The organism is Spongiactinospora gelatinilytica (assembly GCF_003236385.1).
Classification (GTDB): domain Bacteria; phylum Actinomycetota; class Actinomycetes; order Streptosporangiales; family Streptosporangiaceae; genus Spongiactinospora; species Spongiactinospora gelatinilytica.
Genome location: NZ_POUA01000152.1, coordinates 1 through 16168, shown reverse-complemented (window position 1 = coordinate 16168; position 16168 = coordinate 1). Strand labels below are relative to the sequence as shown.

At 72.4% G+C, this 16168-nt stretch carries 12 protein-coding genes and 1 tRNA gene; 10 read left to right on the top strand and 3 right to left on the bottom strand.

Annotation, left to right across the window (positions count from 1 at the left end):
- On the bottom strand, positions 1-745 hold a 745-nt coding region (locus C1I98_RS19720; RefSeq protein ID WP_111168911.1), incomplete at its 3' end, for a site-specific integrase.
- Between the two features lie 97 nt (positions 746-842).
- Between C1I98_RS19720 and C1I98_RS19715 the strand changes: the two genes are divergently transcribed.
- From C1I98_RS19715 to C1I98_RS19680, 9 genes are all read left to right on the top strand, one after another.
- A tRNA-Arg gene (locus tag C1I98_RS19715) sits at positions 843-916 on the top strand.
- A 44-nt stretch (positions 917-960) separates the two neighbouring features.
- Positions 961-1335, top strand: coding sequence for a hypothetical protein (locus tag C1I98_RS43005; protein WP_199537056.1), 375 nt, complete (start codon positions 961-963; stop codon positions 1333-1335).
- On the top strand, positions 1280-1543 hold the full coding sequence (locus C1I98_RS43000; RefSeq protein WP_199537055.1) for a hypothetical protein: 264 nt from the start codon (positions 1280-1282) through the stop codon (positions 1541-1543). Before C1I98_RS43005 ends, C1I98_RS43000 begins: the two co-directional genes overlap by 56 nt.
- A gap of 629 nt (positions 1544-2172) precedes the next feature.
- Positions 2173-4380 (top strand): vWA domain-containing protein, encoded by a 2208-nt coding sequence (locus tag C1I98_RS19705; RefSeq protein ID WP_146607528.1) that lies wholly within the window; start codon positions 2173-2175, stop codon positions 4378-4380.
- 17 nt (positions 4381-4397) lie between these two features.
- On the top strand, positions 4398-7472 hold the full coding sequence (locus C1I98_RS19700; protein ID WP_199537054.1) for a tubulin-like doman-containing protein: 3075 nt from the start codon (positions 4398-4400) through the stop codon (positions 7470-7472).
- Between the two features lie 2 nt (positions 7473-7474).
- Entirely contained in the window at positions 7475-9295 is a 1821-nt protein-coding gene (locus C1I98_RS19695; protein WP_111168908.1) for a hypothetical protein, read from the top strand.
- A 34-nt stretch (positions 9296-9329) separates the two neighbouring features.
- Positions 9330-10328: a protein kinase family protein gene (locus C1I98_RS19690; protein ID WP_111168907.1), complete on the top strand. Its 999-nt coding sequence runs from the start codon at positions 9330-9332 to the stop codon at positions 10326-10328.
- Positions 10328-11332 (top strand): TRAFAC clade GTPase domain-containing protein, encoded by a 1005-nt coding sequence (locus C1I98_RS19685; RefSeq protein WP_111168906.1) that lies wholly within the window; start codon positions 10328-10330, stop codon positions 11330-11332. Before C1I98_RS19690 ends, C1I98_RS19685 begins: the two co-directional genes overlap by 1 nt.
- On the top strand, positions 11332-12648 hold the full coding sequence (locus C1I98_RS19680) for an amino acid adenylation domain-containing protein (protein WP_111168905.1): 1317 nt from the start codon (positions 11332-11334) through the stop codon (positions 12646-12648). The genes C1I98_RS19685 and C1I98_RS19680 overlap by 1 nt, the downstream gene beginning before the upstream one ends.
- Before the next feature lie 21 nt (positions 12649-12669).
- Here the strand turns inward: C1I98_RS19680 and C1I98_RS19675 are convergent, their stop codons facing one another.
- Positions 12670-13416: an SDR family oxidoreductase gene (locus tag C1I98_RS19675; protein ID WP_111168904.1), complete on the bottom strand. Its 747-nt coding sequence runs from the start codon at positions 13414-13416 to the stop codon at positions 12670-12672.
- An 82-nt stretch (positions 13417-13498) separates the two neighbouring features.
- On the opposite strand from C1I98_RS19675, the gene C1I98_RS19670 reads away from it, so the two are divergent.
- Complete coding sequence (locus C1I98_RS19670) at positions 13499-13975, top strand: RrF2 family transcriptional regulator (RefSeq protein ID WP_111168903.1); 477 nt, start codon at positions 13499-13501, stop codon at positions 13973-13975.
- A 70-nt stretch (positions 13976-14045) separates the two neighbouring features.
- Here the strand turns inward: C1I98_RS19670 and C1I98_RS19665 are convergent.
- Positions 14046-16168: MMPL family transporter (locus C1I98_RS19665; protein ID WP_233508009.1), on the bottom strand; the 2123-nt coding region annotated here is incomplete at its 5' end.

Below are 16168 nucleotides of genomic sequence, written 5' to 3'. Positions count from 1 at the left end.
GCTGGATCCCCGTGGAGGTCAGCCGGCGCTCGCCGGCCGCCGTGCCCCCGCGGATCGGCAGCCACAGCCACGGCGACCCGGCGTGCGGATGCCGCGCCCTGGCCCGCACATAGCGGTCCACCGCCGCCGCGGCCTTGTGGCCGATCGGCGCGTGCAGCACGTCGTCGTCCTTGAGCGGGACCCGCAGCCGGTGCTCGGCCGGCCACACGTCGTTGGCCTCGGCGTCGTCTCTGCTGTAGCGCAGCCCGGCCAGCCAGGACAGCCGCATCCCGTTGTCGATCAGGATGCGCACGATCGCGGTGTCGCGGCGGCACTCGAAGGTGTCACCCGAGCACACCGCCAGCAACGCGGCCAGCTCGTCATCGTCCAGCGCCCGCGTGCGCGCCCGCGCCCGCGCGACCACCGGCCCGGTGAGCTGCGCCATCGGCGACCCGGCCGCCCGCTCGCCGTCCGCCACCAGCCAGCCGAAGAACACCCGCAGGTTGCGGAAGTGCTTGTGCGCGTTGCCCGCGCTGGTCGCCGCCGCGCTCGCCGCCAAAAACGCCCCGACGTGCCGGGCCTGCACGCCTTCGACGTCCACCGGCATGTCATGTTCGGCGAGATAATGGGAAAGGACGCGTACCGAGTCGACATAGCTCCGCACGGTGCCGTCCGCCTTGCCGTCCGCCCGCAACCGAAGCTCCCACGAAGCGGCCACGTCGAGCAGAAGCGGCGCCTGCGCCGCCCGTCCGCCTGCCTTGGCCACGGCACGCCTCCGCAAAATCCGATGCTGTACGCCCGGTGTGCGGATATGCTACCGTCTCAGGTGGTCACCGGAACCTCCGGTCAGCGGCTAAATCCCAGCGCCCTTAGCTCAGCCGGATAGAGCATCGGACTTCTAATCCGACGGTCGGGGGTTCGAATCCCTCAGGGCGCGCCCTTCCGGATCAGTGGAAAACTTTGGGCCGGTAGCCTGCCTCGGTGAGCCGCGAACTGCTGCGAGAACAAGAGGCGCTCCAGGCGGCGGCGGATGCCGTCTATGACGATCTGGGGCTGGCCGCGGCCTTGGCGGAGATCGGCGCGCCGACGCGGGTGGGCGGCGTGGCGCTGGGCGTGATGGTCACCCATGATCTGGACATCGATGTGGCCTGCGCGGCGCTGGACGATCGGGCCTTTGCCGGCATCACGCGCCTCGGGGCGGGCCTCCTCAGGCATCCCCGGGTGCGGCAGGTGCAGATCCGCGACGACACGGAAGGCGTGGAACGTCGATCCGCTGTATCCCGACGGTGTCTATCTCGGTGTGCGGTATCGATGCCCGGACGGGAACGACTGGAATCTGGACATCTGGTTCATTGACGAACCGGGCCGCCAGCCGAGTACGGTCCATCTGCGCACGATCCGGCCCCGCCTGACCGGCGAGACCCGGGTCGCGATCCTGCGGATCAAGCGCGCCCTTGCCGCGCGTGGCGGGCCGCGTGTGAGCGGCTACGAGATCTATCTGGCGGTGCTGGACGAAGGGGTCCGCACGCCCGAAGAGTTCGACCGGCGCAGGAGCGGCGCCTGAGGGCGGGCGGCGGTTCAGGTACGGCGGGGCGTCCCGCTCGCCGTCCGCCGTCGCCGGTGGCGCCCCGGTGGCCGGGTTTCGCGGGTGTCATGGTGGCCCGCCGTTCCAGCACTGGGACCTATCGCTGACCCGGTGTACCTGGATGGTGGCGGTTCGCGGGCGTCGCTGATGGGCGGGCGTGGGCGCGGGCTTCGTCCGGTGAAGTGTGTACAAATCCGGATAAATGTGCGGCGAGTGACTGATGCCGCTTCAATAAGATTACGCATGATCGAATAGACGGCCATTCCGAATGATCATTTCTCTGGTCGCCGTATGATAAGTCTCCAATGCGTTGTTACTAGTGAGATGTCCGGTGCGGCGGAGATTGCGATTCGCAAATTGCGTGTGAGGGGTCCCGGAGCTGACTGGGATAGTTGCGTAGATGTAAGGGACTTCGGCGCTCAAAGTGACTTTGCCGCCCCTAGGATCTCTTTACACGGGGGGACGTCCCGTCAAGGGCATGTCCGGTGGGTTTCAAGAGGCGGCCGTACGGATGAGGAAGATTTCAAGGCCACTTGTGAGTTTTGCGAATAGCAACGCTACACCTGCGAGGAAAAGTGCATGTTAGGGCCCTTTGTGCGCTGCTAGTGATGTTCGTTCTTACCCTGCTCCCCATCGCCATTATGCCCGGTTCCGCCGTCGCCGACCCGGACTCCGAGGTCAGGCCGGTGCGGGCCGTCGTCCTGGTCGACGAATCGGGCAGCCTCACCGACAAGGACGTCCTCCGGGAGCGCGACGCGGCGCGGACCATCGCGCTGAGTGAGCTGTCGCCGCTGTCCCAGGTGGCGGTCGTCGGGTTCGGAAGCTCCAACGGGCCCGGTCAGGCGCCCGTGACCCTCGTCTGCCCGCTCGCGGAGGTGGCGACCGCGCAGGACCGCGAGTCCCTGGGCAGGTGCGTGGACAAGCTGCACCGCCGTACCGAGCAGGAGGGCAACGACACCGACCACGCCGCGGCGCTCGACCAGGCGATGGCGATCATGAACGAGCCCGACGACCGGGAGCGGGCCAAGATCGTGTTCCTGCTCACCGACGGCAGGCTCGATGTGGCGGAGAGCGTGCGGCACGGGCCGGACCCGCAGGCGCGCAACAGCAACGCGCAGCGCGAGATCGAGGCCACCCTGAAGGAGGCCCAGACCGCACGGGTGCAGGTCTGGCCGCTGGGGTTCGGGCAGGCGGACAAGGCCGCGCTGGACGCCTTCGCGGCCGGCGGGTGGCGGCAGCCGTGCGGGGAGCAGGAGTCGGCCCGGCCGAAGGCCAGGGTGGCCAGGACTTCCGCCGATGTGGAACGGTCCCTGCTGGAGGCGTTCGCCTACGCCCGCTGCGCGGAGATCTCCCATGCCGACACCGGCTCGCTGGAGGAGGGCGGCACCACCGACCTGCACGTGAACATCCCGATCGTGGCCACCGACGGCTCGATCGTGGTGGTCAAGCGCGACAAGCGGGTCCAGGTGGCCTACCTGGACCCGAATGGCGAGCCGGTCCCCAAGCAGGGCGAACGCCACGAGTCCGTCTTCCAGGCGGCCGGGGAGTCCGGTCCCGTGGAGTCGCTGCGGATACGCAACCCGCTGCCCGGCAGGTGGACGGTACGGCTCACCTCCCCGGCCGGGGTCCGGCGCCAGGAGGTCAGCACGACCGTGATGTGGCAGGGCGCGCTGCGCGCCTCGATCGGGCTGAGCAACCCGAGCCCGCGCCCGGGCGAGCGGGTCACCGTGCGACTCCGCCTCCAGACCAGGTCCGCCGTGATCACCGACCCCGCGGCGCTCAAGCCGCTGCGGTTCTCCGCCCAGATGTCCGGCGATGGCTTCGGCATGATTCCGGTTGAACTGTCCGATGGCGGCACCAAGCCGGACCGGGCCGCCCAGGACGGCGAGTACTCCGGCGACGTCATCGTCCCCACCACGGCCACAGGCAGGCTCTCCTTCCTCGGCCGGGTCTCCGGCCCCGGAGTGACCAGCGACGAGCGTCCCTACCATGTGGTCATCCCCGGCCCGGCGGACACGCTGCGCGCCAAGCTGGTCCTGCGGGAGGCGACGGTGGAGCCCGGGGGAGAGGTCTCCGGAGCGGTCCAGGTGACCAACGACGGCGCGCCCACCCGGCTCACACTGCGCCTGCTCGACGCGCCGGAGGCCACGATCGGCCGGGCCGGGCTCACCGTGCCGGCGGGGGAGTCCGAGCACACCTTCACGCTGCGCGCGGGGCGTCCCGGCGTGTCCGCCGACGGCCCGATAGGCGGCATGGTGCAGGTCCTGGACCCGACGGGGCGGCCCGTAGCGGAGGATTTCCTGCGCGTCACCCTCCGGCGGCCGATGCCGCTCTGGCAGTGGCTGCTGATCGCCGCGGCGGTCGTGCTGGTCCTCGCGGCCGCGATCGGCGCGTTGCTCTGGGGCAAGCGGCGCGCCGCGCGCCGCGCGGCCGACCCCAGCGACCTGACCCTCCACCTCTACGGCCCGGACGGCGTCAGGCGCTCCCAACTGCGCGCCCCGGTCGATGAGGGCCCGGAGTTCACCTTCGTCATCAGCGGTGACCACATGACCCGCACCCACGACGGCCGTGGCTACGCCGTACGCCGCGGGGGCGGCCAGTCCGTGGTGGTGACCGACCCGGCCGGCCGCCCGCTGGAGCCGGCGCTGCGTCCCGGCCGCCGGCTGGAACTGCCGGGCGGGCTGCTGCTCGGCGTGGACGACGCCAGGGGCGGCGGCGCGGCCGGCGGCGCGCCGGAGCGCCCCGCGTACGGCATGACCCAGCCCACCGAGACCACAAGCCGGCGACGACCGATGCCAGGAGATGATCTGTTGTGAGGATCTTCGATCCGATTATGTTCGTGGGGCTCGGCGGCACCGGCTGCCGAGTGGGAGTCGAGCTGGAGCGCCGGCTGCGCGACGAGCTGTGCGGTCCGGACGGCATGGATCTGATCAAAAACCTGAGGTGGCAGAACTACCAGCCCTACGAGCTGCCCTCCTGCCTCCAGTTCGCCTACGTCGATCTCAACGAGGACGAACTGGGCCGCACCCGGCGCAGGGTGGTGCCGTCGGAGAAGGACTTCGCCGCGGCCGGGCGTACCGCCCATCTGATCCACGACGTGGTGCCGAGGTTCGACTCCTACCCGGAGGTCGCGCGCAGCCTGCGGGCGACGCTCGGCGACTACGTCAAGGAGTGGCTGCCGCCGCACGAGGGCGAGCCGCAGCTCGCGCCGCTGATGCGCGGGGCCGGGCAGTTGCCGACGGTCGCGCGGGCGGCGCTGTTCGAGCGGATGCGGCAGGGCGTGCAGCCCGTGGTGCGGGGCCTCGACGACGCGATCGGAGCGATCGCCAACTCCGCCAGCGAGCTGGCCGCGCTGGGCGGGCGGCTGCGCCGCGCCTGCGACGTGTTCGTGGCCTTCTCCGTCGCGGGGGGCACAGGAACCGGCCTGTTCTACGACTACCTGCACCTCATCGGCGACGCCTTCGCCCGCAGCGGCTTCCAGGCCAGGATCTACCCGCTGGTCGTGATGCCGTCGGCCTTCACCGAGGGCAAGGGCGGCGGCAGGCGGGCCAGGCTGAACGCCGGCGCGGCGCTGCTCGACCTGTTCCGCCTGGTGGACGACCAGAACGCGCCGCACGCCGGCACCCACGTCGACGAGATGGGCATCGCCGGCGAACTCGGCGTCCGCTACCCGGTGCGCGGGGACACGCGGCTGCGCACCGGCACCGTCCAGACCGCCTTCCTGTTCACCCTGCCGCCCGGCGTCGAACGCGAAGACCTGCACCGCTCGATCGCGTCTTTGGTCGTGTCCCTCGCGGGCACCCAGCCCCGGCTGCCCGGCGACGGCACCGAAGACCGCGGCGACTCCTCCTTCGCCGACGACTTCATCAACCGGGCGGTCGAGCGCGAGGTCCAGGCCGCCTCCGGCATCGGCAACCGGGGCGTGTCCACCTCCTACGTCTCCTCGATGACGGTCCCCGTGGAGGAACTGGCCGACCTGGTCGCCTCGCGCCTGCTGGCCCGCGCGGTGACGCAGTTGGAGTCGGTGCCCTCGGAGAGCAACATCGAGCACATCCGACGGTTGTTCACCACGACCAACCTGGAGGAGCTCTACACGCGCGAGCCGCTGCCCACGCCCGAGCCCCGCCCGGCCAACGGCGTCACGGAGATCCAGAAGGCGCTCGGCAACCGGCTCCGCGCGATGGAGGACAACCTGGCCTCGCTGGAGCGGCGGCTGGCACGCACCGTTCCGGAGATGGCCGACCAGATGGACGTGCGGCGCGGGATGCTCGAAGCGCTGGGCGAGGTGGACCCGCTGCGGTTGCGCCGGGTGGTGATGGGCCGGGGCGGCGACGTTCACGAGGTGGAGCGGATCGGCTTCGCCGGGCTGATCGACCAGCGCAGGGCCCAGCCCGTCAGGCCGTACGAGAACATGACCGAGGCCCCGCCGCACCCCAGGCCCATGCGGGACAGGCTGCTGCGCAAGGTGCAGTGGTCCGACCCGGCCGTGCGGGCGTCGATCAACGACCAGGACGAGTGGTACCGCTGGCGCAGCCGGGTGCTGTGGCACAAGGCGTGGTCGGACCAGGTGGCGCGCTGGGAGACGCAGCGCCAGCGCCTCATCCGCGAGGTGCGGGAGTTCGCCGAGGTCTTCGTGGAGCACGCGGCCACCGACGCCGACCGCTTCCCGCAGCGCGCGGCCGAGCTGTACGAGACCCGGGTGGGCGTCTACCACCTGCTGCCCCCCGCGGGCGCGGACGCCTTCTACGACGCGGTGCTGCGGCGGCTGGTCGACATCTTCGTCGCGCGCCAGATCCTGCGCCCGACCGATGGGGAGGCCGCCGTGGTCAGGGTGCTGCTCGGCCCCGAGGGCTGGCAGGACGCCTGCACGGTGGCCCGGCGGGCCGGCAAGCCCGCCGAAGCCCTCTCCTGGGTGCGCGACCGGCTCAAGTTGGAGGTCAAGAAGTACTTCAAGGACCAGGACGAGGCGGCGGCCCTCGGCGAGGGGCCGCTGCTGCCGCCGCTGGCCGACCTGCTGGCCCGGGCGGCCGCGGGCGAGGCCGACGACCCGCACGTGCGGCAGTTCCAGCTCAAGCTGGCCGACCTGGTGCCCGGCGGCTTCACCCCCGACGGCACCGGCGACCTTAAGGTCCTGGTCTCCTACCCGGCCGCGGCCAAGGATCCGGAGCTGGAGCGCTACCTCAAGGAGCGCGTCTACCTGCCCGGCGTGGCCGACTTCCGCAACATCGACGCCGACTCGGTCACCGTCGTGCAGGTGCGCACCTCGATGAGCGTCACCCAGGTGCGCGAGCTGCGCGAAGTACTGCACAGCTGGGCCGACGCGCTGCGCGACGAACAGCCCCAGGACAACCTCAAGTGGCGGCAGCGGCTCGGCTACGACTTCGGCTACCTGGCCACCACCGAACGCCACCGGGTCCGCATCCTGCACCGGCTGCTGGCCCTGCTGTGGAACGGGCAGGTCGACGTGGCCGAGGGCGAGCCGGAATCGCCGTCGCGCATCCGGATCACCGTGGAGGGCGGCTCGATGACGTTGCCGCTGACCGGGTACGCCAGGGCGTCGTCCTGGGCGAGCATGCTGCGCGCCTACGAGCAGTGGGTGATCGGCGGCGACGAGGAGTTCCGGGCGCTGCTCAGCGAGCGGATCATGAACTCCACACCGAACGGCCTGGCCGCCACGCCCATCCGCCCCGACCCGCTCTACACCCTGGTCACCGGCATGGCGGCGGACCAGCTCGGGCTGCTGGAGATCATGATGCCGAAGCTGCCGTCCGGGGCCCGCAGCCGCGCCGAGCAACTGACCGCCTTCTGGGCGCACACCCTTCCGGCGGCGCTCGACCTCCCCTTCGAGCGGGTGTCCGACGCGGTCGCCTACAACCTGCGCGAGCTGACCACGATGGTGGAGGGCTGACCATGGTCGAGGTTCTCGACCTGCGCAAGGGCGCACCTGAACGGCTGGCCGCGCGCATGCTCGTGGTCGCCGACACCGATCGGCTGGCCACCGCGCAGCCGGAGCTCCAGCAGGTGCTGGGCTCCCGCATGGTCCGCTCGGTCCTGGTGGTCGCGATGGGACCCGACCTGCGCCTGCCCCCGGCGCTGTACGGCGAGACCCGCAGGGTGCTGTGGGTGGGCGATCCGCGCGGCATCGTGTGGGGCGTTGAGACCGGCGAGGCCGCGAGCGGCCCGGGCGCCAGCGCCGAGCCGGTGCTGCTCGATCTGCTCACCCAGCCGGAGCTGTTCGACGCGGTGGCCGGGGCGCTGCGCGAGATCCCGTACGGCACCGCCTCGCCCGGGTGGCGCATCGTGGCCGGCCGCGTCGATCCCGCGACGCTCGCCCAGGTGTTCCGCGAGGTGGCCGAGATCTTCGCCGCTCCCCAGCAGGCCGGTCCGATCGGCTCGGGCCCGCCGGGGGCCATCGCGCTGCCGGTGCTGACCGGCGCGGCCGAGCTTCCGGCCGCGCCGGGCGACGCGCTGGTCGCGGGCGGCCGGATGGAGGGGCTCTACCAGCGGGCAGCCGCCCGGATCGACGCGGCGGAGCGGGCGCTGGGCGCGCTGCGGTACTTCAGCCCCGCCCCGGCCCGCGCCGCCGTCCTGGACAAGGTGATGGCGGCCGGGCAGGCGCTGGCGGAGTTCCGCGACGCCATCGTGCGGCTGTTCCAGGAGATCGACCCCGCCGAGGAGGACACCGCCGACAAGCTCGCCGGGCACGGGATCAAGTACACCGTCCCGGCGGGAATGGACGACCGTGAGATCGTCGGCGAGCTGCGCGCCGAGGTGGAGACGGCGCTCGCCGAGCGCAGGAGTCCGGGCAGGCTGATCGCGCGGCTGCTCGCGCTGGCCGACCAGAGCGCGCCCATCGGCAGCGCCGCCTTCATCCTGGATCCCGGCCAGATCTGCCCCGACGTGCTGCTCGACGTGCTGCACGAGCCCGAGCGGTTCCCCGAACGCCCGCTGGAGCGATGGATCTTCTGGCGGCGCTCGATGCTGCGGTGGCGCACGGCGCTCGCGCTCGGCCCGGCCCGTGTCGCGCTGGAGGGCCTGCGCGCCAAGCTGGGCGCGGTGGCGGTCAGCGAATGGCGGCTCGGCCGGGCGCGGGCGCACGCCTCCGACTCCGCGCGCACCCTGGCCGACGCGCTGGGCGAGCTGGCCGAGCGGGTCGCGGGCACGCTGCGGCGGTGGAACGCGCAGGAGACCGGCCTCGGGGCCGCGGCCCCGGTGCTCGCGGAGGAGGTCGTGGTACGACTGCGCGACCGCGCCGGCCGGCTGCGCGAGATCATCACCGGCGACCTGCACGACGCGGTCGGCCGCTGGCTCGAACCCGCGTGGATCTCGCTGGAGCAGGGCGTCTACCGGGAGGTGCGCGACGGCCTCGCGGACCGCGTGGAGGAGACGCTGCGGCAGTACCGTCACCACCTGGCCCACCGGGGCGTGCAGGAGCGCCCCGACTTCGCCACCGGCGACACCGGCCGCCAGGACCTCATCGACGCGGTGTGGCGGCAGTCTCAGCAGGTCGACCGGGCGCTACGGGCCCCATCCGGCGGGCCCATGCTGCAACTGTGCGGTGACCGGGACCTGGCGCTGCTGCTGCACCAGGCCCATGCCGTGCGGTTCGCGCCCAGGGCGGTGCGCGGCGGCAACGCCCCGCCGGGGGTGATCTGGACGGAATCGGGCCAGTACGCGGGCACCCTGCGCCTGGTGCCGTTGCGCCCGGGGGCGGTGGACGATGGGGTCTGAGCCGTTGCGCTTCTTCAGCCCAGAAGGTCACGAGGTGACCTGGGAGGTCGAGGCCGAGCCGTACACCGACCCGTTCGAGCGGCGGATCACCACCGTCGTGGACGGCACGAGGCTCATCGAGCGCCGGGTGCCGCGGTCCGAGGGCCACGACCACCTCTACGACCTGCTGGAGAACGAGGCCCGGATGGGCGCGCGGCTGCTGGCCCTGCTGCGGCGCGGCTACCCGGCCGAGTTGCCCCGGCTGATCGGTTACAACCTGGACGTCGCCGAGCCGATCGTGCTGTGGTCCGACCACCGGGGCGAGCCGGTCGGCCGATACGCCGGCCGGTTGCTCCTCGCCGAGCAGCGGGAGCTCGCGGCCGGGCTGTTCCGCGCGGTGCGCATCCTGTCGGCCTGCGGCATCGTGCACCGGCGGATCGAACCGGGCACCGTGCGCTGGGACGGCGCCGCCGTGCAGCTCACCGGGTTCGGTCAGGCCGCACTGGTCGGCGATCGGCGCACCCGGCTCGGCGAGGCCCCCTACGCCGCGCCCGCCCAGCGCGAGGGCCATGGCCGGGTCGCCGCGGCCGACGACCTGTGGAGCGCGGCCATGGTGGTCTACCGGACGGTCACCGGGCGGGAGGTCTCCGACCGGCCAGACCTCGGGCCGGTGCCCGCGCTCCAGCCGATCCAGGACGTCTTCTCCGCCGATCCGCCGAGCGCGGCGGAGGTGCTGGCCAGGCTGCGGATGCCGGACCCGCTCCAGGGCGCGCCGGTCGAGCCCGATCCGGGGTTGGCGGAGGCACGTGCCGCGTTCGACCGGGCGCGCCGGCTCAAGACCGGCGGCGAGCCCGTACCCCAGCCTGTGTCCCAACCTGTCTCCCAGCCTGTGGACCGACCGGAACCCGCCGCCCCGCCGTCCCCCGAACCGCCGGCCGCGCCGCGGGCGTGGCGGGCGCTGCCGACGCGCTGGTGGGAACGCCGGTTGCCGCTGTTCGCGGCGATCGTGCTGGTCGTGTTGGTCGTGGCCCTGTTGATCCGGGTGGTGAGCTGATGATCCTTTGTCCGATCTGCCTGCACGAGTTCTCCTGGCAGGAGGACGACCTCTTCGAGCGGACGCCCTCGGGCGCGTACCGGCCGCTCGATCTACGTGAGACCTCCGTGGTCCGGCGCACCGACCTGCTGCGCGCCGCCCACATACGCTGCCCCGCCCCGGTGGACGACCCCAGCCTGGAGCACCACCTGCCCTACTCCTACGTGCGGCACGGCAGGCCACTGGTGATCGGGCTGGTCGGCGGGCCCGAGACGGGCAAGTCCCACCTGCTGGCGGCCATGATCGGGGCCATCGAGCAGGGCGGGCTGCGTCCCTACGGCCTGACCGCCGACGCCGTGGACATCGAGCGCCACGCCGAATACGTCGAATCCTTCGTACGCCCGCTGCTGGCCGGGCACCAGGCGCTCCCGCGCACCCCCGAGAACGAGAGCGCCGAGCTGTCCGACGCGCTGCTGATCAACGACGGGGAGCACACCACCGCCGTGGCGTTCTTCGACATCGCCGGCGAACTTCTGCGCGGCATCGCGCACGAGGCGACCAGGTTCGTCCCCGCGGTCGGCGCGCTGCTGTTCGTGGTGGACGCAGAGGCCGGGCAGGGCCGGATGGGGGATGAGTCCTTCCGCGCGGTGCTCGACCGGCTGCCCAAGACCGGCGGGCGGCTGGACGTCCCGGCGGCCGTCGTCGTGACCAAGAGCGACGCCGTGCGGTTTCACTCGCCGGTGGACACCTGGCTGTACGGCGAGGTCGAGGGCCTCGATCCGCAGGCCGTGCTCGCGGAGAGCCGCGACGCGTACGCCTTTCTGTGGCGCAGGGGCGCGCAGGCGTGGCTGTCGCCCTACGACAAGTGCCGTCAGTGCACCCTGCACTTCGTCTCGGCGACCGGTGGCGCGGCGACCGAGGGACGTTTCCCCAGAGGCGTCCGGCCGCGACGAGTTCTCCAGCCTCTGGTCTCGCTGTTCGCGATGACCGGCGTGCTGCGTGGCCATCCGGAGGTGGGACGCTGATGAGTTCCTGGTCGCCCGTGGACTGGATCCAGTACGAATGGGACGAACACCGGGGGGTGGTCGGCCCGGTGCGGACATCGTTGAGCGATACGCGTGGCTGGGATCACAAGCTGGTGCCCTGGCTGGACCCGGGCAGCAGGCCGGGCGTGAGCGTGTGCCGGTTGGTGGTCGACGGGCGGGTGGTGGTGCTGGCCCGGTCCCGCGCGGGCGCCGACAGCAGGCGCGGCCTGCGGGTCGTGGCCTACCTGGGCGGCGATGCCGTGCGCATGCCGTGGCCCACCATGCGGGAGGCGCTGGCGCTGGCGCCGCTGTGGGTGGGCGAGCCGCCGCCGACGGATCACGAACCGGTCGATCTGGCCGAGCTGACCGGCCACTTCGCCGAGTACGGCGAGGCGCTGGAGGTGCGGGCCCGCGAAGGGGCCGGTACGCTCGCGCCGATCGTCTTCACCGCGCTGCGCCACCCCGGCATGCGGCTCGCGGTCGTCTCCCAGGGCGATCCGGCGGCTCAGATGTGGGCGCTGGCCGACATCCTGCGAAGCGCGCTGGGCGTGGCCCCGGAGACCTTCTCCACCTATGAGAGCGAAGACTTCAGACCGGGCCCGGAGATCGTCTTTCTGCCGGCGTGGCCGGGCCCGTCCTCGCGCGCGCCCCGCCGGTTGCGGGTGGACCTGCGGGAGCCGGTCGGCGACCACGCCGACGGCGAGCTGGCCGAGTGCCTGGTGGCGGCGTACTCGGCGGGGACTCTCGAGGGGCTGACCGTGCGGGCCGGCATGACCGAGGACATGCCGTGGGGCGAACGGCTCGCCCTGCTCCGGGCGGCGCTGTCCACACCCGTCCCGGCTCTCGCCGGCCCGGCGCACCCGTCGGATCATCCCGAGCCGCCGGAGGCCGGGCCGCGCGCGTCGCCGGAGCCCGCCGAAGCACCCGATCCGGATGACCGGGCGGAGGAGCCCGGCGTGATACCGGAGCCGGCGCCCCAACACGCCGAGGCCCAGAGGCCGCCCGCGAGCGCGGCCGTGCACGACATGGTGGCCGAGTACGAGGCGTGGATGCGCGATGCCACCACGCGGGAGCAGGAGCGCCTGATCCTGATCGAGTTCCGGGAGTGGATGCTCGACCGCGCCCCCGAGCTGCGCCACCCGCTGTCCACCTACGCGGGCTACCACGCCCTTCGCTCGCTGCTGCGCTCCGGCGAGCCGCAGCCGCCGGTGCGGCGCGAGCCGGAGCGATCGCCGTGGCTGGACCCGCGCTGGCTGGCCCTGGCGGGCCTGTCGGCGCTCATCCTGCTGTTCCAGCTCGCCGTGCTCCTACGCTGAGCGGGCGCCAGGGCCGCGGGCCTAGGGGTGCTGCCCGGCGAGCCACTGCTCGAAGGTGGTCGGCGCGATCCGGACGCGCTCGCCGGGCAGCAGCACCTCGCCCGCCATCGACGGGCCGAACGGCCCCGACCACGTCGGCACGAGCTTCACCTCCCGGCCGCGGGCCTGGTAGGTGCGCCGGGCCATGTCCACCAGGTCGTGCCGGTCGGGCCCGGCGACGTCGGCGTAGCGGCCCTGCGGCTCGCCCGTGCCGATCTCGGCCAGCACCTCGGCCACGTCGGCGGGGGCGATCGGCTGCATGAGCAGCGGCGGGACGGTGGCCACGCCGTCCTGCTCGAACCAGGACGCCACCATCGCGGCGAAGTCGTGGAACTGGGCGACCGGGACGATCGTCCACGGCACCGGCCCCTCGGCCACGAGCCGTTCCTGCTCGCGCTTGCCATGGTAGTGCGCGTTGCCCTCGACCCGGTCGATGCCGATGATCGAGAGCAGCACGTGATGCCGGACACCGGCCCGCTGCTCGGCGGCGAGCAGGTTGGCGGTGGTGGTGCCGAAGAAGGCCACCGTCTCATCCGCGCTGATCGGCGGGGAGCTGATGGCGTCGATGACGGCGTCCACCCCGGTGAGGGCGTCGTCGAGCCCGTCGCCGGTCAGCAGGTCCACGCCCAGCGAACGGCTGATGCCCACGACCTCGTGCCCGTCCCGCCGCAGGATGTCCGCGGTCAGGGAGCCGATGTTGCCGGTCGCTCCGGCCACTGCGACACGCATGATGATCTCTCCTTCTCCTCGATGCACCCCGACCCTATCTCGGACTTAATAGATCCTCAATATCTGCGATAGACTGGGACGCGTGAAGCTGCCCGTTAGCACCGAATGGTTGTTGCACTGCGCCGCGTCACTGGCGCAGTTGGAGCCCGGGGCCACCGCCTCGGCGGCGCAGCTCGCCGACTACTACGACCTGCCCGCTCCCTACCTCGCCAAGCAGCTCCAGTCGCTGGTCAAAGCGGGGGTGCTGGCCGCCACCACCGGGCCGAGGGGCGGCTTCCGGCTCGCCAGGGCGGCCTCGGAGGTCACGCTGCTGCAGATCGTGGAGGCGGTCGATGGGGCGTCGGCCCCGTACGAGTGCCGGGAGATCCGCCGGCAGGGGCGCGGCGCGCTGTCCCCCGAGCAGTGCCAGGAGACCTGCGTCATCGCCGCCAAGATGGCCGAGGCGCACGAGGCGTGGCGGGGGAGCCTGGCCGGTGTCACCCTGGCCGACATCATCGCCTCGATCCCCGAATGGGTCCCGGCGCGGACGCGTTCGCTCCTCACGGCCGAGCCCCGCTGAACGCGCGACGGCCCGGCAGGCGCGCGCCTGCCGATCCCTCGCCGGGGGGCGCGGCGGAGGGGGTCCGGGATCAGGCGTGTACGGGGCGGTCCTCCGAGGGGGCCGAGGCCGATCGCGGGGCCGGGTCGAGCCTGGCCGGCCACCAGATGCGCCCCTTCAGCAGCAGCGCAAGGCCGGGTACGAGCACGGACCGGACCAGCAGCGTGTCGAGCAGCACGCCGAAGGCCACCAGCAGCCCCAGCTCGATCATGAAGACCAGCGGCAGCGTGGCCATGGCCCCGAAGGTCGCGGCGAGCACCACGCCCGCGGAAGTGATCACGCCGCCGGTCGTCACCAGTGCCTTGATGACGCCGCTCGCCGTGCCGACCTGCGTGCTCTCCTCACGGGCCCGGCTCATCAGGAAGATGTTGTAGTCGACTCCGAGCGCCACCAGGAACAGGAAGCCCAGCACGACCAGCGTGGGGTCCAGCCCAGGCAGCCCGAGCACCTGGGTGAACAGGAACATCATCACGCCCAGCGCGGCGGCGAAGGACACCACCACCGTCAAGATCAGCAGCAGCGGCGCCACGATCGAACGCAGCAGCACGCCGAGCACCAGGGTGACCACCAGCAGGATCAGCGGGATGAGCTTGCGCTCGTCGGCCGCCGCGGCGTCGATGGTGTCCAGGTTCTGCGCGCTCGGACCGCCCAGCCGGGCGGTGGGATCGACCGCGCCGAGCTTGGACCGCAGCTCCTTGATGGCGGCGTACTCGGCCGGCGTGTCCGGCTTCTGGCGCAGCAGCACGGTGAACTCGACCAGGCCGTTGCCGACCTGCCCCTTGGTCAGCTGGGTGACGCCCTGCACGGTCTGCGCGGCGGCCCGGAGCGGGTCGGTCTTGGCGGCGTCGCCGATCACGATGATGGGCTGGCCGCCGATGTCCGGGAAGTGGTCGGGGATGACCTTCAGCCCGCTGATCGACTCGGGCGTGTCGCGGAACTGGTCCATCTGGCGCAGCGGGCTCGTGGGAGTCAGCAGGCCGAGGGCCATCACGCCGAGTACCAGCAGCGAACCGGCCACCGCCGGGACCCGGCGGCGCTCCACCAGGCCGGCGATGCGGGACCAGAGGCTGGAGGCGCCGGGCCCGGGGTCGCCGTAGCGGGGGATCCGCGGCCAGAACGCGGGCCGGCCCAGCAGGACCAGGATGGCCGGGAACAGGGTCAGCATCGCCAGGAGCGCGGCGAGGATGGCCACCGTGGCGACCGGGCCGAGGCCCTTGAGGCTGTTCATGTCGGCGGCCAGCAGGCAGATCAGGCCCGCGATCACGGTGCCGGCGGAGGCCACGATGGCGGGCGCGCTGCGCCGCCAGGCGACGGCCATCGCCGTCCGCGGCCGGTGGTCGCGGCGCAGCTCCTCGCGGTATCTCGCGACGAGCAGCAGGGCGTAGTCGGTCGCCACCCCGAAGACCAGGATGATCAGGATCGCCGAGTTCTGGTCGCTCACCGTCAGGCCGAACGCCTTGACCAGCAGGTACGCCCCGGCCTGCGAGAGCACGACGGCCGCGCCCGCGCACAGCAGCGGGATCAGCCACAGCAGCGGGCTGCGGTAGGTGAGCATCAGGATCACGGCCACCACGAGCGCGGCCGCGATCAACAGGGTCTCGTCGATGCCGTCGAAGACGGTGTCGATGTCGGCCTCGATCCCGCCGGGGCCGGTCACCCAGACGTCGAGCCCGGCCGGGCGGTCGGCCACCACGGCGCGGAAGTCCTCGACGTACGTCGCGGGCGCGCCGCGCTCGACCGGAACCGAGGCGACCGTGTAGGCCGCCTTCCCGTCGGGGGCGAGATCGACCTTGCCCTCGTTCGGCGGGGCGACCCCGGGCTTGCCGAACTTCGCGACGAGCATGGCGAGGTGCCGCGTCGCGGTGTCCTGGTCGGCCTGGGTCAGCCCGCTCTGCCGGACGTAGACGACCACGAACTCGTAGTCGTGCCCGCGCGGGAGCTTGCTCTCCAGCTCGGTCACCTGGGTGGACTGGGCGCTCGACGGCAGGTAGTCCACGACGCTGTCGCTCTTGACCCCGTCGAGCTGGGCCGCCAGCGGCAGGGCTCCAGCGATCAGGCCCACCCAGATGGCGATCACCACCCAGGGTAACGCCTTGCTCATGCGGCTCATCAGGGTTCCGGCGCCGAGCCCCCGCCCCCAGGACGGGGACACCC